General features: G+C 41.1%; 15 protein-coding genes and 3 rRNA genes. 11 read left to right on the forward strand and 7 right to left on the reverse strand.

Annotated elements, in window-relative coordinates; genetic code table 11:
• The 3 genes from PREBIDRAFT_RS05390 to PREBIDRAFT_RS05400 all read left to right on the forward strand — a co-directional run bounded on the left by PREBIDRAFT_RS05390 (window position 1) and on the right by PREBIDRAFT_RS05400 (window position 2,313).
• Window positions 1-633, forward strand: a complete 633-nt coding sequence (locus tag PREBIDRAFT_RS05390) for an O-methyltransferase (RefSeq protein WP_004338234.1) — start codon at window positions 1-3, stop codon at window positions 631-633.
• A 106-nt stretch (window positions 634-739) separates the two neighbouring features.
• Window positions 740-1,075, forward strand: a complete 336-nt coding sequence (gene rbfA / locus PREBIDRAFT_RS05395; RefSeq protein ID WP_004338237.1) for a 30S ribosome-binding factor RbfA — start codon at window positions 740-742, stop codon at window positions 1,073-1,075.
• Window positions 1,076-1,080: 5 nt separating this feature from the next.
• The gene (locus PREBIDRAFT_RS05400) at window positions 1,081-2,313 is read left to right on the forward strand and encodes an FtsX-like permease family protein (protein ID WP_004338239.1); all 1,233 of its coding nucleotides are present in this window, start codon (window positions 1,081-1,083) and stop codon (window positions 2,311-2,313) included.
• Between the two features lie 224 nt (window positions 2,314-2,537).
• On the opposite strand, the gene glgP is transcribed toward PREBIDRAFT_RS05400, so the two are convergent.
• Entirely contained in the window at window positions 2,538-5,096 is a 2,559-nt protein-coding gene (gene glgP / locus PREBIDRAFT_RS05405; protein ID WP_004338241.1) for an alpha-glucan family phosphorylase, read from the reverse strand.
• Window positions 5,097-5,123: 27 nt separating this feature from the next.
• Window positions 5,124-6,785: a glycosyltransferase gene (locus PREBIDRAFT_RS05410; RefSeq protein WP_004339427.1), complete on the reverse strand. Its 1,662-nt coding sequence runs from the start codon at window positions 6,783-6,785 to the stop codon at window positions 5,124-5,126.
• Window positions 6,786-6,935: 150 nt separating this feature from the next.
• Between PREBIDRAFT_RS05410 and PREBIDRAFT_RS05415 the strand changes: the two genes are divergently transcribed.
• From PREBIDRAFT_RS05415 to PREBIDRAFT_RS05425, 3 genes are all read left to right on the forward strand, one after another.
• On the forward strand, window positions 6,936-7,409 hold the full coding sequence (locus PREBIDRAFT_RS05415; RefSeq protein ID WP_004338245.1) for a hypothetical protein: 474 nt from the start codon (window positions 6,936-6,938) through the stop codon (window positions 7,407-7,409).
• Between the two features lie 245 nt (window positions 7,410-7,654).
• Window positions 7,655-8,041: an ISAon1 family transposase N-terminal region protein gene (locus PREBIDRAFT_RS05420; protein ID WP_004339429.1), complete on the forward strand. Its 387-nt coding sequence runs from the start codon at window positions 7,655-7,657 to the stop codon at window positions 8,039-8,041.
• The gene (locus PREBIDRAFT_RS05425; protein WP_004339432.1) at window positions 8,007-8,999 is read left to right on the forward strand and encodes an ISAon1 family transposase; all 993 of its coding nucleotides are present in this window, start codon (window positions 8,007-8,009) and stop codon (window positions 8,997-8,999) included. Before PREBIDRAFT_RS05420 ends, PREBIDRAFT_RS05425 begins: the two co-directional genes overlap by 35 nt.
• 468 nt (window positions 9,000-9,467) lie before the next feature.
• Here the strand turns inward: PREBIDRAFT_RS05425 and rrf are convergent.
• The 3 genes from rrf to PREBIDRAFT_RS05440 form a co-directional block, all read right to left on the reverse strand.
• Window positions 9,468-9,580, reverse strand: a 5S ribosomal RNA gene (gene rrf, locus PREBIDRAFT_RS05430).
• A gap of 120 nt (window positions 9,581-9,700) precedes the next feature.
• Window positions 9,701-12,609 (reverse strand): 23S ribosomal RNA (locus tag PREBIDRAFT_RS05435).
• 453 nt (window positions 12,610-13,062) lie between these two features.
• Window positions 13,063-14,591, reverse strand: a 16S ribosomal RNA gene (locus PREBIDRAFT_RS05440).
• The 16S, 23S and 5S rRNA genes sit together here, the layout of an rRNA operon.
• 738 nt (window positions 14,592-15,329) lie before the next feature.
• Here PREBIDRAFT_RS05440 and PREBIDRAFT_RS05445 point away from each other — a divergent pair.
• The 3 genes from PREBIDRAFT_RS05445 to PREBIDRAFT_RS05455 all read left to right on the forward strand — a co-directional run bounded on the left by PREBIDRAFT_RS05445 (window position 15,330) and on the right by PREBIDRAFT_RS05455 (window position 19,432).
• Window positions 15,330-16,064, forward strand: coding sequence for a plasmid pRiA4b ORF-3 family protein (locus tag PREBIDRAFT_RS05445; RefSeq protein ID WP_004337263.1), 735 nt, complete (start codon window positions 15,330-15,332; stop codon window positions 16,062-16,064).
• Between the two features lie 445 nt (window positions 16,065-16,509).
• Entirely contained in the window at window positions 16,510-18,408 is a 1,899-nt protein-coding gene (locus PREBIDRAFT_RS05450) for a 2-oxoacid:acceptor oxidoreductase subunit alpha (RefSeq protein WP_004337264.1), read from the forward strand.
• A gap of 16 nt (window positions 18,409-18,424) precedes the next feature.
• Window positions 18,425-19,432, forward strand: a complete 1,008-nt coding sequence (locus tag PREBIDRAFT_RS05455; protein WP_004337265.1) for a 2-oxoacid:ferredoxin oxidoreductase subunit beta — start codon at window positions 18,425-18,427, stop codon at window positions 19,430-19,432.
• Between the two features lie 99 nt (window positions 19,433-19,531).
• Here PREBIDRAFT_RS05455 and PREBIDRAFT_RS05460 read toward each other — a convergent pair whose 3' ends face one another.
• Window positions 19,532-19,711, reverse strand: a complete 180-nt coding sequence (locus PREBIDRAFT_RS05460) for a hypothetical protein (RefSeq protein WP_004337266.1) — start codon at window positions 19,709-19,711, stop codon at window positions 19,532-19,534.
• A gap of 50 nt (window positions 19,712-19,761) precedes the next feature.
• On the opposite strand from PREBIDRAFT_RS05460, the gene PREBIDRAFT_RS05465 reads away from it, so the two are divergent.
• The gene (locus tag PREBIDRAFT_RS05465) at window positions 19,762-20,181 is read left to right on the forward strand and encodes a hypothetical protein (RefSeq protein ID WP_004339437.1); all 420 of its coding nucleotides are present in this window, start codon (window positions 19,762-19,764) and stop codon (window positions 20,179-20,181) included.
• A gap of 304 nt (window positions 20,182-20,485) precedes the next feature.
• Here PREBIDRAFT_RS05465 and PREBIDRAFT_RS05470 read toward each other — a convergent pair whose 3' ends face one another.
• Complete coding sequence (locus tag PREBIDRAFT_RS05470; protein ID WP_004337268.1) at window positions 20,486-22,147, reverse strand: nucleoside kinase; 1,662 nt, start codon at window positions 22,145-22,147, stop codon at window positions 20,486-20,488.
• Between the two features lie 365 nt (window positions 22,148-22,512).
• Between PREBIDRAFT_RS05470 and PREBIDRAFT_RS05475 the strand changes: the two genes are divergently transcribed.
• Window positions 22,513-24,225, forward strand: a complete 1,713-nt coding sequence (locus PREBIDRAFT_RS05475; RefSeq protein ID WP_004337945.1) for a Na/Pi cotransporter family protein — start codon at window positions 22,513-22,515, stop codon at window positions 24,223-24,225.
• Window positions 24,226-24,251: the final 26 nt, after the last annotated feature.

The following is a 24,251-nucleotide window of genomic DNA, read 5'->3' on the forward strand; positions in this document are numbered from 1 at the left end:
ATGACCGAGCTACTAGACACATATATCAATGCGCATATTGATGCAGAGGGCGACTATCTGTATCGGCTCTATCGTGCCACTAACATACATACCGTACACGGACGTATGGCAAGTGGACATTTGCAAGGACGACTTTTGAAGATGCTTGTACACATGGTGCGCCCTAAAAACATTCTTGAGGTAGGTACTTTTAGTGGTTACTCAGCCCTTTGTATGGCAGAAGGTTTGGAAGAAGGAAGCCAACTATACACCTTCGAGATTAACGACGAAATGGAAGATTTTACACGTCCATGGATAGAAAACTCTGCCTATGCCGATAAGATCGACTTCAGAATAGGCGATGCTATCATAGAAGCACCCAAACTAGGCGTGATGTTCGACATGGCTTTCGTAGATGGCGACAAGCGCACTTATGTAGAAACTTACGAGGCTTTACTCCCCATTATAAATCAAGGAGGATACATTATTGCCGATAATACCCTATGGGATGGACACGTTGCCGATGCTGCTTACGATCACGACCAGCAAACGGTGGGTATCCGAAGATTTAACGATATGATAGCCAAAGACGAACGAGTGGAGAAAGTTATCTTACCGCTTAGAGATGGGCTAACACTGATAAGGAAAAAATAAAGGTGCTGTTTCTCATTAAAAATTAGTAACTTTGTACACGCTTAAAAGAGATAAGATAAGCACAGACACAAATGGCTTACGCCAAAAATAATTCTCAATTAATTACATGCAAGAGACAAGACAAAACCGCATATCACGACTACTCCAAAAGGAGCTAGCTAGTATTTTCCAATCGCAAACACGTATGTTGCATGGCGTATTGGTAAGTGTTACACGTGTAAAGGTGAGTCCAGACCTCAGTATCTGTACTGCCTATTTGAGCATTTTCCCTTCTGACAAGGCGGAAGAACTGCTCAACAACATCAATGCTAACGATAAGACCATACGCTACGAACTAGGACAGCGCACGCACAACCAGCTGCGCATCATTCCAGAATTGCGTTTCTTCATCGACGATTCTCTCGATTATCTTGATCGCATTGATCATCTTTTGAAGAAGTAAAAAAGATGAATTTTCCCTTTTATATAGCACGTCGTTACCTCTTTTCTAAAAAGAGTACCCATGCCATTAATGTGATTAGCAGCATCTCGGTGATAGGTGTGGCTGTGGCAACAATGGCATTAGTAGTGGTAATGAGTGGTTTCAACGGCTTCTCCGACTTAGTGGCATCGTTCTTTACAGAGTTCGATCCACAATTAAAGATTGAGGCGGTTACGGGTAAAGCTATGCCTGCCGACGATCCGTTGCTCGTAAAAGTGAAGCAAATGCCAGAGGTTTCGGTATCGACCGAATGTGTAGAAGATCAGGCTTTAGCTATTTATCACGGTAAGCAAAAAATGATTACCGTGAAGGGTATGCAAGAAAATTTCGACTCGCTAACCCATATCAGCAATATCTGCTATGGTGAAGGCGACTTGGATTTGGAGGTAGCCAACTTACAATATGCACTCTTAGGTATTCGTGTGGCACAAGACTTGGGTACGGGCTTGTTATGGCGCGACTATTTACACATCTATGCACCGCTGCGTGAAGGACAATACGATCCGCTTGATCCCTCACAGAGCTTTGTGAAAGACTCGCTGCTTTCACCGGGAATGGTTTTCCAAGTAAAGCAAAGTAAATATGATGGTGGATACATTATCACCTCGCTCAACTTTGCCAGACGGCTCTTTAACCGCCAAGGAGAAATAACATCGTTGGAGCTAAGAATGAAAAGTGGGGTGGATATTGACAAGGTACAAGACCAGATCAAGACGCTGCTAGGTGAAAAATATACGGTGAAAAACCGCTACGAACAGCAAGCAGATACGTTTAAAATTATGCGCATTGAGAAGTTGTTTGCTTACATCTTTTTGAGCTTTATCTTAATGGTGGCATGCTTTAACATCATTGGTTCGCTATCCATGTTAATGATTGACAAAAAGAACGATGTACAAACGCTGCGCAATTTGGGTGCCTCAGAAAAGCAAATAGTGCGTATATTCCTCTTTGAAGGACGTATGATCTCGGTGGCTGGTGCTATCATTGGTATAGCACTAGGCTTGCTATTATGCTGGTTACAACAAGCGTACGGACTCGTTAAGCTAGGCAATGAGGCGGGCAGTTTCGTCGTAAATGCTTACCCTATTAGTGTGCATCCATGGGATATTATTGCTATCTTCTGCACGGTTATTATCGTTGGATGGTTGGCAGTATGGTACCCAGTAAACCACATGAGCAAAAAGTTGACAAAGAAATAATATAGAAAACATATAAAAGGTAGGGAACTAACAATAACACTTTTCCTTCTTGTAATCTATATAATACAATTTATAAAAACACTTAATCTATTCAGGATCACTGCTAGATTACCGCATAGAAAGCCAAAATCCTCCCTCATGCCACTTGGCACAAGGGAGGATTTCTCGCTTTTGATCTATCGAAAAGTGATAGGTAAAGCGCCTACCACTTTCAGAATATTATCTTAACCTATCCATTTTACATAAGCAAAGTCCTGACGGTGTGGTAAGTTTTCGTTCTTTGGATACATACGAATGCCATACTTATACGCACCTGCCACACTAGGATTGAGTTCTACTTCGAAAGTATAAAGGTTGCCTTCGGTCTTTACCAGCTTGAAAGGTACAACCTTAAAGACATTAACATCATCGACAGGAGTATTGTGAAGCATTACAAACTCTAGTCCAACGGCATCATGCAAACCTTGCTCGTCGAGTGTAAAGCTTATCTTTGCTTTCTTACCTGTTACGACATCGTGCAAAGCCTCCAAATTCTTATCTACTACGTTGATGGTATCCCACTTCTGAGCTACTTGTTCTTTCCATACAGCAATTTCTTTAGCAAGCTTGTTATCCTTAGCTTGAAGTGTTGCGAAACGCTTAGCCTGACGATTGTAGAACTTGCTATAATAATCGTCTAACTGACGCTTCATAGTGTAGTGAGGAGCAATAGTCGCAATAGAATTTTTTACTACTTGGATCCAACCCTTTGAATAACCAGTCTTAGCATCCTTACTAAAGTAAAGAGGAGTAATCTCATGCTCTAACAAGCTATAGATAGTAGCAGCATCAAGCTGATCTTGATAGTTTTGGTCGCTATAGGTACGCTTTTCAGGTAAAGCCCAACCAGCACCTTCGCGATAACCCTCAACATACCAACCGTCAAGCACAGATAAATTAACAACACCATTCATCTCTGCCTTTTCACCAGAGGTACCACTTGCCTCAAGAGGACGAGTTGGGGTGTTCATCCATATATCTACACCAGAAACTAAGCGACGAGCCAACTGCATATCATAATCCTCTAAGAAAATAATTTTGCCTAAGAACTGTGGCATACGTGATATTTCAAAGATGCGCTTGATAAGTCCTTGACCAGCACCATCGGCAGGGTGAGCCTTACCTGAGAAGAAGAACAATACAGGGCGTTCAGGATTGTTTACGATTTTATCAAGACGCTCTAAGTCAGTGAACAACAAATGGGCACGCTTATAAGTAGCAAAACGACGACAGAAGCCAATCATTAGGGCGTTAGGATTGATCTTTTCAAGTACCTGAACAACCTTAGCAGGATCGCCTTGATTGCGCAACCACTGTTGGGTAAATTTATCTTTGATATACTTAATGAGCTTTACCTTTAATGCCATACGGGTTTCCCAAATCTCAGCATCTGGCACTTTATAGATAGCATGCCAAATATCTTCGTTGCTTTGGTCGCTCATAAAGGTTTTATCGAAGTATTTATCGTATAGCTTACGCCACTCTGAAGCTGTCCATGTAGGGAAATGGACACCATTGGTAACATAACCTACGCTGTTTTCTTCAGCAAAGTAACCCTTCCAAAGAGGAGCAAACATCTTCTGACTTACCCAGCCATGAAGCTTTGACACTCCATTGATTTCTTGACAAGTGTTACAAGCAAAGGTACTCATACAGAAACGTTCAGCATGGTCGTCTGGATTGGTACGTCCCATACCAATAAACTCGTCCCAAGAAATACCAAGCTTCTCAGGGTAGCCTCCCATATACTTTCCGAAAAGTTCCTCATCGAAATAATCATGGCCAGCAGGAACTGGTGTGTGAACAGTGTATAAAGATGATGCACGAACAAGTTCCATAGCCTCATTGAAGCTCAAACCTTCCTCACGATAATCGCATAAACGCTGAAGGTTGCAAAGTGCAGCATGACCTTCGTTGCAATGGTATATGTCCTTCTTAATGCCTAGCTTCTTTAATGTGAGAATACCACCAATACCAAGAAGGATCTCTTGCTTCAAGCGGTTTTCCCAATCGCCACCATAAAGCGCATGGGTAATAGAGCGATCGTATTCAGAATTGAAGTCGTTGTCAGTATCGAGAAGATAAAGCTTAATACGACCTACATTAACACGCCAAACAAGAGCTTTAACTGTGTAATCGCGGTAAGGTACCTCTACAACAACTTGATTGCCTTCCGCATCAAGTTCGCGCTCAATAGGAAGTGAGTTGAATCGCTGTGCATCATACTTAGCAATCTGCTGTCCGTCCATAGACAAACTCTGACGGAAATAGCCGAAACGATATAGGAAACCTACTGCGCAAAGGTCTACATTAGAGTCGGATGCTTCCTTCAAATAGTCGCCAGCCAACATACCAAGACCACCAGAATATATTTTCAATACCTGATCCAAGCCGTATTCCATAGAAAGATAAGCCACAGAGGCACGCTTAGCGTTAGGTTTAACATCCATATATTCACGGAACATTTTATAAACTTCTGCAACGTGCTTCATTAAAGACTTATCTTTGATGATGGCTTGTTGACGCTCACAACTTAAACGTTCAAGCAAAAGAACAGGGTTATGCCCCACCTGCTCATACAAGTCTTGGTCAAGGCTTTTAAAGAGATTGCGCGCTTGGTAAGTCCATGCCCACCACATATTGTGTGCAATTTCATCAAGACATACTAACTCTTTAGGAAGAGTAGACTTAACGTTTAACTCAGTAAACTGAGGTGTGTTAGTGTAATCTGACTTAATCTTCATCGTTGTTTTTATTTACTTATTGTGTTATTATATTTTTCCTATGTTTGTAAAACGCTTATTAGCCTTTTGTAAAGCATGATCGTAAGCTATATTGTAATGCTTTATAAACTTGCTCCAAAGTGCTTTTTTCGATAATTTATGAGCAGATGTACGACATTTATTTACTTGCTTACTGTCGATCGCTGCATACTGTGTAATTGTATATTTTATAGCATCAGCCACTTCATTATAGTTGTAATCGGTGCGATGAACTACCTGAACACCATCTTCTATCGTACTATAGCTACCCTTTTCCTTATTTGCCCATAAACCAAAGCCAGCAAGATCAGTAGTAATGCAAGGCACTTTGAAAGCTACTGCCTCTAACGGTGTGTAGCCCCATGGTTCATAATAAGAAGGATATACACAAAGATCATTGCCTATTACAAGGTCGTAATAAGCCATATTAAAGATACCATCAGTACCTGTTAGATAACAAGGCACAAAAATAATGTTCACCTTATTATTATAGTTGTTCGTAAGATGGAGTGAGCGGAACTTATTAAGAATATTGTCCTCATTCATATTATTCAACCAATGGGTTAAATAAGGCTGTTCTAATGGTGTATCGAAATGCTGACCACTTTGTAGTCGGTCGATAAGATCTTGACGAGGACTGCCCACCCATGCAGGCACTTCAATGAAGGCTACTACATTCTTCTGAAGGATAGGATCATCGTTGAGTCGGTGCATGGCATCAATGAAAACATCAATACCTTTATTACGAAATTCATATCGACCAGAGGTAGATACAATAAGGGTATCATCGGATAATTGGGATCCTAGTAAAGCATTAGCAACAGTGAGCAAACACTTTCTAGCCGCAGAACGGTGTTTTGTAAAGCTGCCACCCTTAGGAACAAAACTATCTTCGAAACCATTTGGAAGAACAACATCAGCAGGCTTGTCAAGTAGTTCGGCACATTCTTTTGCCGTAATATCGCTCACGGTGGTAAAACAATCTACATAGTGAGCTGTTTGCTTCTCAATAGAATGCTTACTTTCCATATTCAGTTCGTGCGCCATTTGATCGCCATTGTAAGCCCAAAGAAAATCGTATAAAGGCTTATTATTACCCGCAATGCTACGGCCTATGCAAGTGGCATGGGTAGTAAACACAGAGGCTATCTGTGGTAAGGTTTGCTGAAGCAGGAGTGCTGCAAACCCTGTTTGCCATTCATTAGCGTGAAAAACGATTTTATGATCTGTGGATAAATGAAAGTGGTAGAAACTTTCCACAACTTTTGAAACAGCCAAAGAGAAAAGTGCAGAGTCGTCATAATCGCCGTAAGCATGAAGACTATCCACCTGATATTCATTCCATAGCTGAGCAAACAACTCGTTTTTTACATTGGCTAAATGGTCATAAGCAACAAGAATAGCTATAGGATGGCTGGGAATATCCCAACGACCAACCTTTATTCGTAAACCTTCGTCCTTGGCTTTCTGCTGCCAAAGCGTATAAAGGGTTTTATCTTCTATAAAATATGGCGAACCATTCTCGCCCCAACAGTCAGGACCTAAAAAGATAAGGTTGTCTTTTAGCTTTTCGTGTAGTGTTTTAGAACGCGTTGAAAGAACGGTATAAATACCACCAACCTTGTTACATACTTCCCAACTAGTTTCGAAGATGAAATCTGGAAATAACATTTTTAACCTCTACTATTACTAATATCTCAATGTACAAAGATAGTATAAATTAAAATAAAGCGCAATTTTAAACCTTTGATTTTAAAAATCTTCCTATCATTACTTGATTTAAAATAGTATCTTTGCAAAAAACAAGCAAAAAAGAGAGATATGAAAGAAGTTAAAATAATACTAATAACTGCACTAACAGCTTTAGCATTAACTACAAATGCACAGTCGGCTGACACTTTAAAAGGTAAAAAGGTTAAGACAACAGCACTCGAAAAACAAGCTGATCCTTTTAAAGCTCACATGGTTAACGACGAGTTTCAAGTATGGTTAGATATCGACTTCATTAATAAGAATATCATTATCCCAGGACAAGAAATATTCGGTGAGCTACCAGGATATTTTGGAGCAAAGCGTGATACACGCAAATGGATTATCTCTGAAGCTACAGTAAAAGGAAAAACTGCCAAACTACTCATCATAAACGATTATGGGTCGGAAGACTTAACGGCAGAGCTTCGCCTTAACAGTAATGGCACTTACACGCTAAAGCAGCTAGACGGTAGCACGATAAAGATAGTGGTCAATAACAAATGGCTAAAAATACCAAAGGAGATAGTGTTCAAAAGACAATAAACTATTATATATTATTAAGGTGAAAAACAGATAGAAATTATACTATCATTACTTAGTAATAATATTTTTATATTTTATTTTGCTATATAACAGCTTATACTTAACTGTGTGGTCATCCTAGTTTCGCATAAAATCGAAATAATATAAGAAAAGGCGAACAGTATTACTACATAATATAAAAGTGGCTCAGTAGAAATTTAGTGGGGATATTTTCATAATTGTTTTATTTTTCTTTCCTTTGTATTATGGAAGAGAAATATCTTTATCAGTTAGCCGAGTTAGTTCTTCCCAGCGAAGTACTTCGGTATTTTTCAATAGTTAGGCTAGAAAAGGATTCTACCTTGTTTCGTATTTATTTAGATGAGAAGATGGAAACGGAACTTCTCAATGACCTCCATTTTGAATCAAAGGGTTTTATGGCAGTAGTTGATATAACGGACTTTCCTATTCGTGATCATAAAGTAATTCTTTCCTTTCGCCGTCGTCGCTGGGTTGATACCCGTACAGGTAAAAGCTTCTCCTTGCCCTTACCCATAGATCTTACTTCCTCTGGAACTCGTTATAGTAAAGAGTTCGGAGCTTTTTTAAAAGAAACGTATGGAGACATCCCCCGTGACCTGCCGTACGCTTGAGGAATTTTATCATATAAATGGACATACTTTTGAGAAGCAATACAAGGAAACTTTAAGTGGTTATAGGGATTGGGAGCAGTTGTCCCATGCTGATAAATGGGTATTGTTTTCCGAGAATATAGGTAAGTTTCTTGCTATTGACGAGGTGGCTCTCTCGAATGGTGAATTATATACCCTCGTTACTAATCGTGATAAACACGGTAAAGAAGGCTGTTTGGTAGCTATTGTGGCAGGTACAAAATCAGAGGAAGTCTGTAAGATATTAGATAAAATAGATGAACAACAAAGAGAACAAGTAGAAGAAGTTACTTTAGATTTATCTGATACAATGCGTAAAATTGTACATCATTGTTTTCCTAAAGCTCAAAGAGTTATTGATAGATTTCATATCCAAAAGTTAGCCTGTGATGCAGTACAACAGATAAGAATAGATTATAGATGGGATGCAATACAGGAAGCCACTGATGATATGGAAAATGCTAAATTAGAGGGTAAAAAATACGAACCATTTATTTATGAAAATGGAGATACGCGTAAAGAGTTATTGGCAAGGAGTAGGTATTTACTATTTAAGTCTACTGATAAATGGACTACAACACAAAAGCAGAGAGCTAAAATATTATTTAGAGAATACCCCAAACTCAAGATAGCGTATGGACTATGTCATTCGTTAAGGATGATTTTTGCTAAAAACACTATTAAAGATGCTGCAAGACTAAGCATGGCTAAGTGGTATAATAAGGTAGAAGAAGCTGGATTTCATTCCTTTAATGTGATTGCTGCAACATTCTATGAACATTATAATGATATACTCAATTTCTATAACAACAGAGCTTCAAATGCGGCAGCAGAATCATTTAACTCAAAAATAAAATTATTCAGAGCCAATCTAAGAGGAGTTACGGATAAAAAATTCTTTATTTTTAGATTAAGTAAACTATATGGATATCCCCACTAAATTTCTACTGAGCCATAAAAGTGTCATTGATGCTTTGTTATTGGACTTTCTGAAACCTGAGAAATTTCATTATTATAGGTCAAGAACAAAGTTGAAAGTGAATGCTACGAGTATGTTAATCAATGTAGCTCGTTGTGTGTATTGAGAGTAATCAATTACCCTCTGCACACTTTCGGAGTTGCAAATAACATATTGACGTGGGCATACACTTTGCTTGTTTACCTATAAGAGTTTCTCTGGACCTCAGAAGCGAACAGGCAAAAGTGGAAGTCCACGCTTTTTGTTGTGTATAACTATAAATCTAAAATTTATACTTAATACTTAGCTTTACCAACTGGAAAAATCCGCTGACCCTAAATATAGTTTTGATACACAACACGCTTCAATTAGATAACCCGCTAATTGAATTACAACACAAAAAAAAGTCCTAACTACTTTTCAGTAATCAGGACTTCTACTTGCTATAAAAAAAGGCAGCCTCCTACTCTCCCACATTGCATTGCAGTACCATCGGCGCAAACGGGCTTAACTTCTCTGTTCGGAATGGGAAGAGGTGGAACCCCGTCGCAATAACCACCTAAATAACGGTGACATATTGTAACTAATAAACTATAAGAGTAGAATACTATCTACTGTCCTAGAAATCAACAGCTCAAAGAATGAACCACTGTGCCAATAGGGAATATTACCCTAGAAAGCACCGAAGAAAGTTTCGGGCAATTAGTAGTGCTCGGCTTTGACGTCACCGTCTGTACACCTACACCCTATCAACGTCATCGTCTATGACGACCCTTATGAGGAGTTCTCATCTCGCGGAAGGCTTCGCACTTAGATGCTTTCAGCGCTTATCCATACCAGACTCAGATACCCAGCAGTGCACCTGGCGGCACAACTGGTAAACCGGAGGTCTGTCCAACACGGTCCTCTCGTACTAGTGTCAGCACCACTCAAAACTCCAACGCCCACGATAGATAGAGACCGAACTGTCTCACGACGTTCTGAACCCAGCTCGCGTGCCACTTTAATGGGCGAACAGCCCAACCCTTGGGACCTTCTCCAGCCCCAGGATGTGACGAGCCGACATCGAGGTGCCAAACCACCCCGTCGATATGAGCTCTTGGGGGGGATCAGCCTGTTATCCCCGGAGTACCTTTTATCCTTTGAGCGACGGAGTTTCCATACACATCCGCCGGATCACTATGCCCTAGTTTCCTACCTGCTCGGCATGTCTGCCTCCCAGTCAAGCACCCTTATGCCATTACACTCCATGAGGTCGGTTACCAATCGACCTGAGGGTACCTTTGGAAGCCTCCGTTACGCTTTTGGAGGCGACCACCCCAGTCAAACTACCCACCAAACAATGTCCGCACATAAAGCGCGTTAGACCTCAGACAGCCAAAGGGCCGTATTTCAAGGATGGCTCCACAAACGCTGGCGCGCCCGATTCAAAGCCTCCGGCCTATCCTACACATCGGATGACCAAGGTCAATGCTAAGCTGTAGTAAAGGTTCACGGGGTCTTTTCGTCCCATCGCGGGTAATCGGCATCTTCACCGATACTACAATTTCACTGAGATCATGGTTGAGACAGCGTCCAGATCATTACACCATTCGTGCAGGTCGGAACTTACCCGACAAGGAATTTCGCTACCTTAGGACCGTTATAGTTACGGCCGCCGTTTACTGGGGCTTCAATTCAAACCGTCGATTTACATCTAAGCTCTCCTCTTAACCTTCCAGCACCGGGCAGGTGTCAGGCTGTATACATCATCTTTCGAGTTAGCACAGCCCTGTGTTTTTGTTAAACAGTTGCCTGGACCTATTCTCTGCGCCTCGTATAGCTAAATACGAGGACCCTTTATCCCGAAGTTACAGGGTCAATTTGCCTAGTTCCTTAACCATGAATCTCTCAACGCCTTAGTATATTCTACCCGACCACGTGTGTCCGTTTGCGGTACGAGTTGCTTAAATATTAACGCTAGCGGATTTTCTCGGGAGTATGATTACCTGTACTATCAACCCTCTCCGAAGAGAAGGTTGTACTTTCTATTCTCAGCTCAAGGTGTGGATTTGCCTGCACCTATCAATGCCTAAAATATTAAACGTCCATGTCCGTCAGGACGCGACAGTGTCACTGCTCCGTCTCCACTTCACTATATAAGCAAGTTGAGGAATATTAACCTCATCTGCCATCGCCTGCTCCGTTCGGATGAGACTTAGGACTCGACTAACCCCGGGCTGATTGGCATCGCCCGGGAAACCTCGGTCTTTCGGCGAAAGGGAATCTAACCCTTTTTATCGTTACTTATACCTACATTTGCTTTTCCATAAGCTCCAACAAACCTTACGGTCTATATTCTGCGCCGATGGAATGCTCCCCTACCGATACTTTTTATATACAATACTATCCCGCACCTTCGGTATCTGACTTAATACCCGATTATTATCCATGCACGGACCCTCGACTAGTGAGCTGTTACGCACTCTTTGAATGAATGGCTGCTTCCAAGCCAACATCCTAGCTGTCACGGGGACCACACTTCGTTAGACTAACTTAGACAGAATTTCGGGACCTTAGATGACGGTCTGGATTCTTCTCCTCTCGGGGACGGACCTTAGCACCCGCCCCCTTACTGCACTACTGCAAAACATAAGCATTCGGAGTTCGTCAGGTCGCAATAGGCGGTGAAGCCCTCTTGACCTATCGGTCGCTCTACCTCTTATGCTGATCGTAGCACGCGGCACCTAAATGCCTTTCGGGGAGTACGAGCTATCTCCAAGTTTGATTGGCCTTTCACTCCTACACTCACCTCATCCAGAAGCTTTTCAACGCTTATTGGTGCGGTCCTCCATTCGGTGTTACCCGAACTTCAACCTGGGTAAGTGTAGATCACTTGGTTTCGCGTCTACCCCATCTGACTATAACGCCCTGTTCAGGCTCGCTTTCACTATGGATGCGTGACTGAATCACTTATCCTTGCCAGACATGGTAACTCGTAGGTTCATTATGCAAAAGGCACGCCGTCACAAATTACTTTGCTCCGACCGCTTGTAGGCGCATGGTTTCAGGAACTATTTCACTCTCCTCGCGGAGTGCTTTTCACCTTTCCTTCACAGTACTCGTTCACTATCGGTCTCATGGGAGTATTTAGCCTTACCGGATGGGCCCGGCTGATTCGCGCAGAATTACACGTGTTCCGCGGTACTCAGGATACCACTATGCTAAGTCGCACTTCGAGTACAGGACTATCACCCTCTATGGTTATTCTTTCCAGAATATTCTTCTCGATTGACTTAATACAATGTCGTGGTCCTACAACCCCTATGGCGCATTGCTACGTCATAGGTTTGGGCTACTTCCCGTTCGCTCGCCACTACTAGGGAAATCATTAAATTATTTTCTCTTCCTACAGGTACTAAGATGTTTCAGTTCCCTGCGTTAGCTCTCTTACATTGCAAGAGTAACGTGTCTTCAACACGCTAGGTTGTCCCATTCGGAAATCTTCGGATCAAAGATTATTTGCATCTACCCGAAGCTTATCGCAGCTTATCACGTCCTTCATCGCCTCCATGAGCCAAGGCATCCGCCATGCGCCCTTTCTTACTTTCTTCGCTCGACTCTAATTGCTAGTAAACTAATACCGCAAAAAGAGTATGTAGCTCATACTTTCAGCTGTTGTGTGATTTCTATTAAAAGAAATGGAATTCTTTTCTTAGAAACTATTTATTATAATAATATTATAAAAAACAGTTCATACTTACAGTTTATTCATTGTTGCAATATGTCAAAGATCGTAAAGACTACTCTATAAAAAATAGAGATTTTATAGTCTAATGTGGAGTAGTAGGTCTTGAACCTAGTATATAACTTTCTGTGAGCCTTATTTGGTTTACCAAAATTACTCTTACTCCCTTATTTATATAATACAGATTACTCGCAGTACAAGAAGAAAACAAACCAATTTATATTGATAACAATAATATATTGATAAAAATATATCGGTTACTTTAATCTTGTTGTCAAATGTTTGGCTACTTTAGCAAGGTTTTACATCCTGCTCCAGAAAGGAGGTGTTCCAGCCGCACCTTCCGGTACGGCTACCTTGTTACGACTTAGCCCCAATTACCAGTTTTGCCCTAGGTCGATCCTTACGGTCACGAACTTCAGGCACCCCCGGCTTTCATGGCTTGACGGGCGGTGTGTACAAGGCCCGGGAACGTATTCACCGCGCCATGGCTGATGCGCGATTACTAGCGAATCCAGCTTCGTGGGGTCGGGTTGCAGACCCCAGTCCGAACTGAGAATGGTTTTAAGGATTAGATCGTATTTGCACACGACCAACTATCTGTACCACCCATTGTAACACGTGTGTAGCCCCGGACGTAAGGGCCGTGCTGATTTGACGTCATCCCCACCTTCCTCACACCTTACGGTGGCAGTATCTCCAGAGTGCCCAGCAGAACCTGATGGCAACTAAAGAAAGGGGTTGCGCTCGTTATGGCACTTAAGCCGACACCTCACGGCACGAGCTGACGACAACCATGCAGCACCTTCACAGATGTCCCGAAGGACCTCATTATCTCTAAATCGTTCATCTGCAATTCAAGCCCGGGTAAGGTTCCTCGCGTATCATCGAATTAAACCACATGTTCCTCCGCTTGTGCGGGCCCCCGTCAATTCCTTTGAGTTTCACCGTTGCCGGCGTACTCCCCAGGTGGGATGCTTAATGCTTTCGCTTAGCCGCTAACACTAGGTGCTAACAGCGGGCATCCATCGTTTACTGTGCGGACTACCAGGGTATCTAATCCTGTTCGATACCCGCACCTTCGAGCTTCAGCGTCAGTTGCGCTCCCGTAAGCTGCCTTCGCAATCGGAGTTCTTCATGATATCTAAGCATTTCACCGCTACACCATGAATTCCGCCTACGTTGTGCGCACTCAAGTCTGACAGTTCGCGCTGCAATCTAGAAGTTGAGCTCCTACATTTCACAACACGCTTACCAAACGGCCTACGCTCCCTTTAAACCCAATAAATCCGGATAACGCCCGAACCTTCCGTATTACCGCGGCTGCTGGCACGGAATTAGCCGGTCCTTATTCATATGGTACCTGCAAAAGGGAACACGTTCCCCACTTTATCCCCATATAAAAGCAGTTTACAACCCATAGGGCCGTCATCCTGCACGCTACTTGGCTGGTTCAGACTTGCGTCCATTGACCAATATTCCTCACTGCTGCCTCCCGTAGGAGTTTGGACCGTGTCTCAGTTCCAATGTGGGGGACCTTCCTCTCAGAACCCCTACTGATCGTTGCCTTGGTGGGCCGTTACCCCGCCAACAAGCTAATCAGACGCATCCCCATCCATAACCGATAAATCTTTATTCGTAATCTCATGAGATCAAACGAATACATAAGGTATTAGTCCAACTTTCGCTGGGTTATCCCTTAGTTATGGGTAGGTTGGATACGCGTTACTCACCCGTGCGCCGGTCGCCGACATAAATAGCAAGCTATCTATTCGCTGCCCCTCGACTTGCATGTGTTAAGCCTATAGCTAGCGTTCATCCTGAGCCAGGATCAAACTCTCCATTGTAAAATATCATTATAATGTATATCACTAAAAAAATAGTGATAACGTTTGTATCTATAGCTCGAATGTATCCTAAATTCTAAAGTATCAAGTTTAAAAGCACCCTTGTTAAATAAATCAACGGTTTGTTTTTTACCAATGTGCATAAAAATATGCACTATTGCTTCTTGTACTACTTTGTCTGTTATGTAAATCTTTTCAAAGAACTCTTTCTTGTTGTGCCTAAACGAATTGTGAATGACTCATTTCGTAAAAGCGAGTGCAAAGGTATAGAGTTTAGAACAAAACACCAAACTTTAACAAGAAAAAAATGAGAAAAAAGTTGGTTTTCTACCTCAAAATAGAAGAAAAGAGGAAATACACATTATATTATTATATATAGGCATAATAAAGAGGGAGGGATAGCTTTACAAAATAGCGAAAGACCTAAATAAGCTAATCCTGACCTAAACATTTCTCAAAAATAAAAAAAGAAAATAGATTTAGGCAAAAACCCTCATCTTAATAATAGTGGTAATGCCATATAATCCGATTTTTAAAATAAGAAATGCTCCAGAAGAAGAACCATCAAAATTCTCCATAATGGAATATATTTTTCCAAAGAGGAGGGTAAGTATTCAGATTTTATTACTACTTTTGCTGTGTCTTGAGTAACATTTACTTAATTGCTTTTGCAACACTAACCTAAGTAAAGTTATAGACATAACAAAATATTAAACTAATATCGCAACGAAGAGTTATATGGCAAAAAAAATAGATGACATGATGGAGTTTATCCCTGATACCCCTATGTTTAACCAGAACTCCCTTGAACAGGAGGACTTAACGTGGATGTTTGGTAATCTGAAAAAAGATCAAATGTTGCGCGTCCTTTACACACAGACCCCTTTAAAGAAAGGAGAAATGGTTACTTATTGCTTTAAAATCCAGCTAAGAGGTATTACCAAGCCCCCTGTTTGGCGCAAAGTAGAAGTTCCATCGCAGTTTACTTTTGGAGCTTTCCATCTTATTATCCAAGCCGCTTTTGGCTGGTATAATTATCATCTTCATAAGTTTGCTTTATTACCATACGGATCACCCGATGAAATTTTCCATAAAACTCCCGACGACTGGAATGAACCTTGGAAAGATGAACGCAAGCTAACGTTAGGCGAACTTTTCGGAACTGGCGAAACGATCCAAAAGCTCTGCTATGTTTACGATTTTGGCGATGACTGGATACATGATATAAAAATAGAAAAGGTTATAGCAGAAAAGCGCAGCCATGCCATCTGCACAAAAGGCAAAGGAGCTTGTCCTTATGAAGATTGTGGAGGACCTTACGCATGGCAGGCTTTGAAAGCTATGGACGTTGATCCCTATAACGACCATGATGATGATTTCGACCCAACAGATATAGACCCAAACTACTTCGATTTAGATGAAGTAGCAGATGAGGTAGCTTCGATAAAGGCAAAAGATTTTGAGGATTTCTAGTTCTAGACTATGCTTAATAAGCATTACATTACCAGCATCAGGCATTGTATATTGTACAAGTCAATGTACAATGCCCGATGCTGGTTTAAGCAAATTTTAAAATTTATACCCTTGCCTGCTTACATCAAATTTGCAAATTACTGATATTCAATATAGCCAATTGCAGAATAGTTACTAAACGTGGACGTCTTTGTTAATTAATCATAAACGCATAAAATGTATACAACTACACATTTGCCACAAAACTCGCCATAAACTTAACATAGAAAATAGATTGATCATAATATACTTACAAAAACAGATTATATCTTGCGGAATACTAAAAATAATACTTTTTCTTTTAAACGAGTAGAATTTTATTTTTTATTATAAAGATTTGGAGGTATAAGAAATAATTCGCAATTTTGCTCATAATTATAACTTAAACAATATATACACGTTTATTATGGACGCACCTATCGAAGTTAAAAACTTAGATCATGTTGTTGTACATTTCTCGGGAGACTCGGGGGATGGTATGCAACTAGCTGGTAACATTTTTTCTACAGTTTCAGCCACTGTAGGTAATGATATTTCTACTTTTCCAGACTATCCTGCAGACATTCGCGCCCCGCAAGGCTCCCTAACAGGTGTTAGCGGTTTCCAAGTCCACATTGGAGCAGGTAAGGTTTATACCCCTGGCGATAAATGTGATGTCCTTGTAGCCATGAATGCTGCTGCACTAAAGATGCAGTATCACCACTGCAAGCCACAAAGTACCATTATTATAGATACCGATTCGTTTGGATCTCGCGACCTTAGGAAAGCCGATTTCTCAAGTGATGACTATCTAGGCGAAATGGGTATCGACCCCGATCGCGTTGTGGCATGCCCTATTACCACTATGGTCAAAGACTGTTTAGCCGACTCTGGTATGGACAACAAATCAATACTAAAGTGCCGCAATATGTTTGCACTCGGCTTGGTATGCTGGTTATTCAACAGAGAGCTAGCATTAGTTTTTGACTTTTTAAGAAAGAAATTTGCGAAAAAGCCGAACCTTGTAGACGCTAACATCAAGGTGGTACAAGCTGGTTACAACTATGGTAACAATGTTCACGCATCAGTTCCTAACACCTATCGTGTGGAAACCACTGAAAAGGTGCCAGGTCGTTATATGGATATTACTGGCAACAAAGCTACAGCGTATGGTCTAATAGCAGCCGCCGAGAAAGCTGGTTTGCGCCTCTTCCTAGGCTCCTACCCTATTACCCCTGCAACAGACATTCTTCACGAGCTGACTAAGCACAAGTCCTTAGGCGTAACAACCGTGCAGTGTGAGGACGAAATTGCTGGTTGTGCGAGTGCTATCGGTGCAGCTTTTGCTGGTGCTTTGGCTGTTACTTCTACCTCTGGACCAGGTATTTGTTTGAAAAGCGAAGCCATGAACTTGGCTGTTATTGATGAGCTTCCACTCGTTATTGTGGATGTTCAACGTGGTGGTCCCTCTACAGGTTTGCCTACAAAGAGTGAGCAAACTGATCTTCTTCAAGTACTTTACGGACGAAATGGTGAAAGCCCTATGCCTGTTATCGCTGCTACAAGTCCTACCGATTGTTTTGATGCTGCTTACAACGCATGTAAAATAGCTCTTGAGCACATGACCCCTGTTGTACTTCTTACCGATGCTTTTATTGCAAACGGATCAGCAGCATGGAAACTTCCTAACATCGATGATCTTCCTGACATTAAACCGCACTACGCTACTGACGCACAGAAGTATAAGTACTCTCCCTACAAACGCGACAACCAAACCTTAGCACGTTACTGGGCTATCCCTGGCACAGAAGGCTATGCTCACATTCTTGGAGGTTTGGAAAAGGACGGTGAGACTGGTACAATCTCTACCGACCCTGAAAATCACGATATGATGGACCACTTGCGCTGGGATAAAGTGGCTCGGATCCCAGTACCCGACCTAGAAGTTTTAGGCGACAAGGACGATGCTAGCCTACTAATAGTGGGCTTTGGTAGTACCTTTGGGCATCTTTACGCTACGATGAAAGAGTTGCGTGCAAGGGGGCGTAAGGTAGCTTTGGCTCAGTTTAAATATATCAACCCACTGCCCAAAAACACAGCAGAGATATTACATCGCTACCCTAAGGTCGTAATAGCCGAGCAAAACCTCGGTCAGCTTGCAGCCTTGTTGCGTATCCGCTTAAACAACTTTGTACCTTATCAGTATAACCAAGTAAAAGGACAACCTTTCGTTGTAAGAGAGCTTGTTAAGCAGTTTGATGAATTAATTACCGCACCACTACCTAAAGAAATAGGTGGTACATTCTATAATAAGATCTTACAATAAGAAGGAGGAAACAACAATGACTACATATACAGCACAAGATTATAAAAAGGGACTTGCTAGATGGTGTCCAGGATGTGGCGACCACTTCTTCTTAGCAAGCCTACAAAAGGCAATGGCAGAAATAGGGGTAGCTCCATACGAAACAGCCGTTATTTCAGGTATTGGATGCTCTAGCCGCTTGCCTTATTATGTAAACACATACGCCATGCAGACCATTCACGGTCGTGCAGCAGCAGTTGCTACAGGCGCAAAAGTTACCAATCCTAACCTTACCGTATGGCAAATTTCAGGTGATGGCGATGCGTTGGCTATTGGTGGTAACCACTTTATCCACGCTATGCGCCGTAACATCGACCTGAATATGATCCTTCTGAACAACCGTATCTATGGCTTGACCAAAGGACAGTATTCGCCTACCAGCCCTCGCGGCTTCGTATCTAAGTCGAGTCCTTTCGGTACTTGTGAAGATCCTTTCCGCCCTGCCGAGCTTTGTTTTGGTGCACGTGGCAAGTTTTTCGCACGTAGCGTGGCTAGCGACAACGCTGAAACAATGAAAATTCTTCAAGCAGCTTACAAGCATAAAGGTGCTGCCGTTTGTGAGATTTTGCAAAACTGCGTTATCTTCAACAATGGTTGCCACGATGCTGTTTACTCTTCAGAGGGTCGTAAGACCAATGCCATCTATGTTCGCCATGGCGAACCATTGGTATTTGGAGAAAACAACGAGTACGGATTAATGCAACAAGGTTTCGGACTAAAGGTCGTAAAGATTGGTGAAAATGGTGTAAAACTTGAGGACATCCTTATCCACGATGCCCATTGTATGGAAGACACCTTACAGCTAAAGCTCGCTATGATGAGCAACGAAGACGGTTTCCCTGTGGCATTGGGTGTAATCCGCGATGTAGAAGCTCCTACTTACGATGCTGCTGTGAATGCACAAATCGAGGAAGTAAAGGCGCAAAAGAAGTATCATAACTTCATGGAGCTACTCGAAACAAATGATATTTGGGAAGTAGAATAATATTCCATTGTTACCAAATTAATAAGTTGCGACCACCTTTCGTAAGCGAACGAAGGGTGGTCGCTTTTTATATTCTCAATAAAATATCGAACATCGGCATCAATCAGTACAAACTTTTTCGTCATTCTGCATCCGGTTAATGCCCATATCATCAAGCAACTGATAGTATTTAGCTTGTGATATTAATCCTTTATCATATAGTTCGCGCGCCTTAATATTATAATCGCCTACTAATTCTTTTTTTATTAGTAGGTAAATATAATTCTGTACTATACCCAAACTCTAATGCTCTCTTGATAACGCTTATTTTTATCAAAAAAAATAGCGATATGATGTTAGTTGCAAAGAATATAATTATATTTGAAAAAAATATACTTATGAGCAAATCACAAATAAGTTATAATACCCCACGATTTTTCTTTAGTGCTTTCTTTTTATTGTTTGCTATCTCGCCCTTCTTTGAAGAAAATGATATGTACTATTACATCAATTTTTCACTATCAATGATATGTTTTGAAATTGCTGTTATTAGTGTTATTTTGTATTTGACAAAGAATAAAGAAGATTTCTTCAAAAATTTAACAAGTAAAAGTCCATTTATATACATTGATGTTATAATTTCCATTCTTGCACTTATAATTAGTTTTTGGCTGCATGCTTCTTATAAAGTTTGGATATTTTTCCTCATACTTAATACCTTTAATTTAATGGTATCGGTAGCAGGTAGCAAGCGTTCAAAAAAACATTAAATAAATTGCTTGTTTTTACTATTTAGTAATACTCATTTTACAAGCACTATTAAGAATATTATTTACAACCCACCCGACATAACGAAACAAAACACAAGGCTGTATACCGCTCATTAACAGAGCATTACAAAAAGGTAACCTTTTACGTTTAAAAAGGTTACCTTTTGCTTAGCAAACGATGACCTTTTGCGGGGCAAAAGGTCATGTATTGCGATGGGAAAGATCACGTCTAAGAATTGGACTGCAAATATTTTTTACATCACATCATAAAGTTTACTAAAAATTCGGGTTCAACAATCCCTACTTAATACTTAAACGATGACCCACCTAAAAACTCGCGAAGCAAAGATGTTGGAGGAAGATTTTTATTAGAAAGTGGTGAGAAATAGCGTAAGAACTTACGCAGGCGATAAGCCTCGGCATACTCTTCGCAGTTTTCAGGCACCTGCTCCAATATTTCAATAGCTTGCTGCTTGATTACAGCTAGTTCAAAAAGCATAGCAGTGTTAAACATCACATCGGCTTCTTCCTGATAAGGGAAAATCCATTTATTTTCGCCCGCCCGCACCGATGGCCAGCGGTGAATAGTGTCCTTAGCCGAACAACCACGATACTTATAATCGCGCACAATGCGACGAAGCAAGCGGTTATCGGTAGTAGGAATATAGTTGTGATCGTCGAGGAGAATAGTAGTGAGGGCAGAAGCATATATCTTAAACTTCTTTTCATCAGGTATTTGCTGGGTAAGATGAGGGTTGAGCGCATGAATACCCTCCACGATGAGGATATTATGCTCTGACATCTTTAGCCGTTTACCACTCTTCTCGCTCACGCCCGTTTGGAAGTTATACTTAGGTAGCTCTACCTCTTCACCACAGAAAAGCGCATTAAACTGCTCATTGATGAGCGGAATATTAAGCGAATAAAGACTCTCATAGTCGAGTTCTCCTTTTTCATCCTTCGGTGTATCGGCACGATTAACGAAATAATCGTCTAACGAAATCTGAATAGGTTTTATCCCACAAGCTAGCAACTGCACCGAAAGACGTTTGCAGAAAGTGGTCTTTCCACTCGATGATGGTCCTGCAATAAGGACTACTCTCACCTTATCATTGGCTGCTATGGTGTCGGCTATCTGTGATATTTTCTTCTCTTGCAATGCTTCGCTCACATTTACCAAGTCGGTAGCCAATCCCTTTGACACTGCTTCATTAAAGTCGCCCACTGTGCTAATACCTAAGAGGTTTTGCCACTGGTGGTGTTCCTTAAATACTTCAAACATCTTATCTTGCTTGATGAGTTCGCCCAATTGCGAGGGATCTTTCACCGAAGGAATACGCAACAACACCCCATCATAATATTGTTTTAGTCCAAAAAGGGTGAGCTGAGCCGTGTTGGTGAGCATAGAGCCATAGTAATAATCGGTGTAATCGTCAAGCACATAATACACAGTGTAAAGCGAACTAGAGTTTTTCAACAGTTTTACCTTAGCCTCATCGCCCAATTTGGCAAACATCTCAATAGCCTCCTCCGTAGTAGCCTCAAAACGCTGAAGCGGTAAATGGGCATCAATAATCTGCTGCATACGCTCTCTTATCTTATCGACATCAGCTTTGGTAACTTCATGTCCCAAACGAAGATTGCAGTAATAACCATTTGAAACAGGAATATCAATAACCACCTCACTACCCGAATAGAGATCGTGAACAGCCTTACATAGCACCATAAAGAGCGACCGCGTGTAAGTACGGATGCCTGAAGATGTGTAAAGATCCAAATATTCTATATCCTTATCATGATATACACGATAATGTAATCCTTCCACCTTATTATTTACCCTTGCGCTGACAGGTCCGTACTGGAGACCTAAATCAAGCTGTTTATAAATCTCAGCAAGCGTACTTCCGATAGGAGCATTTAGCACCTTCCCATTATTTTTACAACGAATTCTAATTGTCTGTCCCATAGTCTGTTTTTATTTTTAAAAGTTAGTGCAAACGAGCGAAATACGAAAGTTTACTTTCAAGTATTTCCGAGTGCAGCCTAACTTATGTAAAGTTAGTGCAAACGAGCGAAATACGAAAGTTTACTTTCAAGTATTTCCGAGTGTAGCCTAACTTATGTAAAGTTAGTGCAAACGAGCGAAATACGAAAGTTTACTTTCAAGTATTTCCGAGTGCAGCCTAACTTATGTAAAGTTAATCAATTTAATTGAGAGAAATCTTTTTTTCGACAGAAAAATAACACTTAATATCTTTGTAACACGTGATATGTTTTTGTAAATTTGCATCAGAATATAGGAAAAATTAAGTTTTTCGAGACAACACTTTTATGAATACAAATCACTACATGCTCATATTCATGCAAGTACTAGGGTCGCTAGCACTACTTATGTATGGTATGAAAGCAATGAGCGAAGCCTTACAAAAGATGGCTGGCTCACAGTTGCGCCACATTCTTGGGGCTATGACTACCAACCGCTTCACAGGAATGCTCACAGGAACTTTCGTTACATGTGCTGTCCAATCATCATCAGCCACCACAGTGATGACAGTGAGCTTTGTAAATGCAGGACTTCTCACCCTTGCACAAGCCATCTCCGTTATTATGGGTGCCAACATAGGTACTACGCTGACAGCTTGGATTATGTCGTTAGGCTTTCGTGTTGATCTTACCATTGCCATTTATCCAGCCTTTTTCTTAGGCATCCTTCTTATTTTCAGTCAGCGAAGAAGATATGTTGGCGACTTCCTATTTGGTATTGCCTTTCTTTTCTTCTCCCTCGTACTCTTGAGCGATGCAGGAAACAAGCTCGACTTATCTCATAATTCTGCAGCCATACAGTTTTTCTCTTCTTTCGATACAAGCAGCCACAGCAATATATTATTGTTTTTACTCATAGGTACGGTTATTACTTGTGTTGTTCAGAGTTCTGCAGCCGTTATGGCTATAACTATTCTTCTTTGCTCTACAGGTGTACTGCCCATTTACTTCGGTATTGCCCTCGTTATGGGAGAGAATATAGGAACCACAGCAACCGCTAACATTGCAGCCTTGGGAGCAAACACACAAGCACGTAGAGCAGCACTAGCCCATCTATTGTTCAATGTAATAGGTGTAACTTGGGTGATGTGCTTATTCTATCCATTCGTTGATTTAGTATGTGGTTTTGTGGGATATGATCCTACTAATGACACATTGACCATTGCCCAGCGTACAAGCATTCTTCCTATAGCACTTGCAGCATTTCATACCTGCTTTAACGTAACAAATACATTTATCCTCATTTGGTTTATACCACAACTTGAGAAGATAGTATGCCTATTCATCAAGAATAAGAATAAAAAAGAAGAGGACGATTTCCGTTTACGCTTCATCCAAGTAGGCATTATGAAAACTCCTGAATTATCTGTACTAGAGGCATCCAAAGAAATACAGTCCTTTGCAGAGCGTATTCACAGAATGTTTACTATGGTACGTGAGTTGCTATATACTAATGACGAGAGCAAATTTGATAAGCTGTATAAGCGAATAGAAAAGTATGAGCGCATATCTGACAATATGGAAGTAGAAATTGCAAAATATCTGGACCATGTAAGCGATGCCCACCTTAGTGATGAAACAAAGGAGAAGGTGCGCGATATGTTGCGTGAGATTAGTGAAATAGAAAGCATTGGCGACTCATGCTATAACCTAGCTCGTACCATAAATCGTAAACGTAGCTATAAAAATGAAAACTTTACCGATGAGCAACTGAGCCATATTGAGCAGATGTTTGAACTCACAGACAGTGCGCTTTCACAAATGGATAAACTGATTATAAAGCGTAAGGATAATGATCTTAATCGTGCTTTCATGATAGAAAACGAGATTAATAACTTCCGCAATCAGTTGCGCGATCAGAATATAACAGACATTAATAGTCGCAAATATACTTACGCCATCGGTACTATGTATATGGATATTATCCAAGAATGTGAAAAACTTGGCGACTATGCTATCAATGTAGTAGAAGCACGGATGCACGTTAAACAAGGAGCGTAAAGCACTAGTATAAAAATTGTTCTGTA

The organism is Prevotella bivia DSM 20514, assembly GCF_000262545.1.
In the GTDB taxonomy this organism is placed as follows: Bacteria; Bacteroidota; Bacteroidia; order Bacteroidales; family Bacteroidaceae; genus Prevotella; species Prevotella bivia.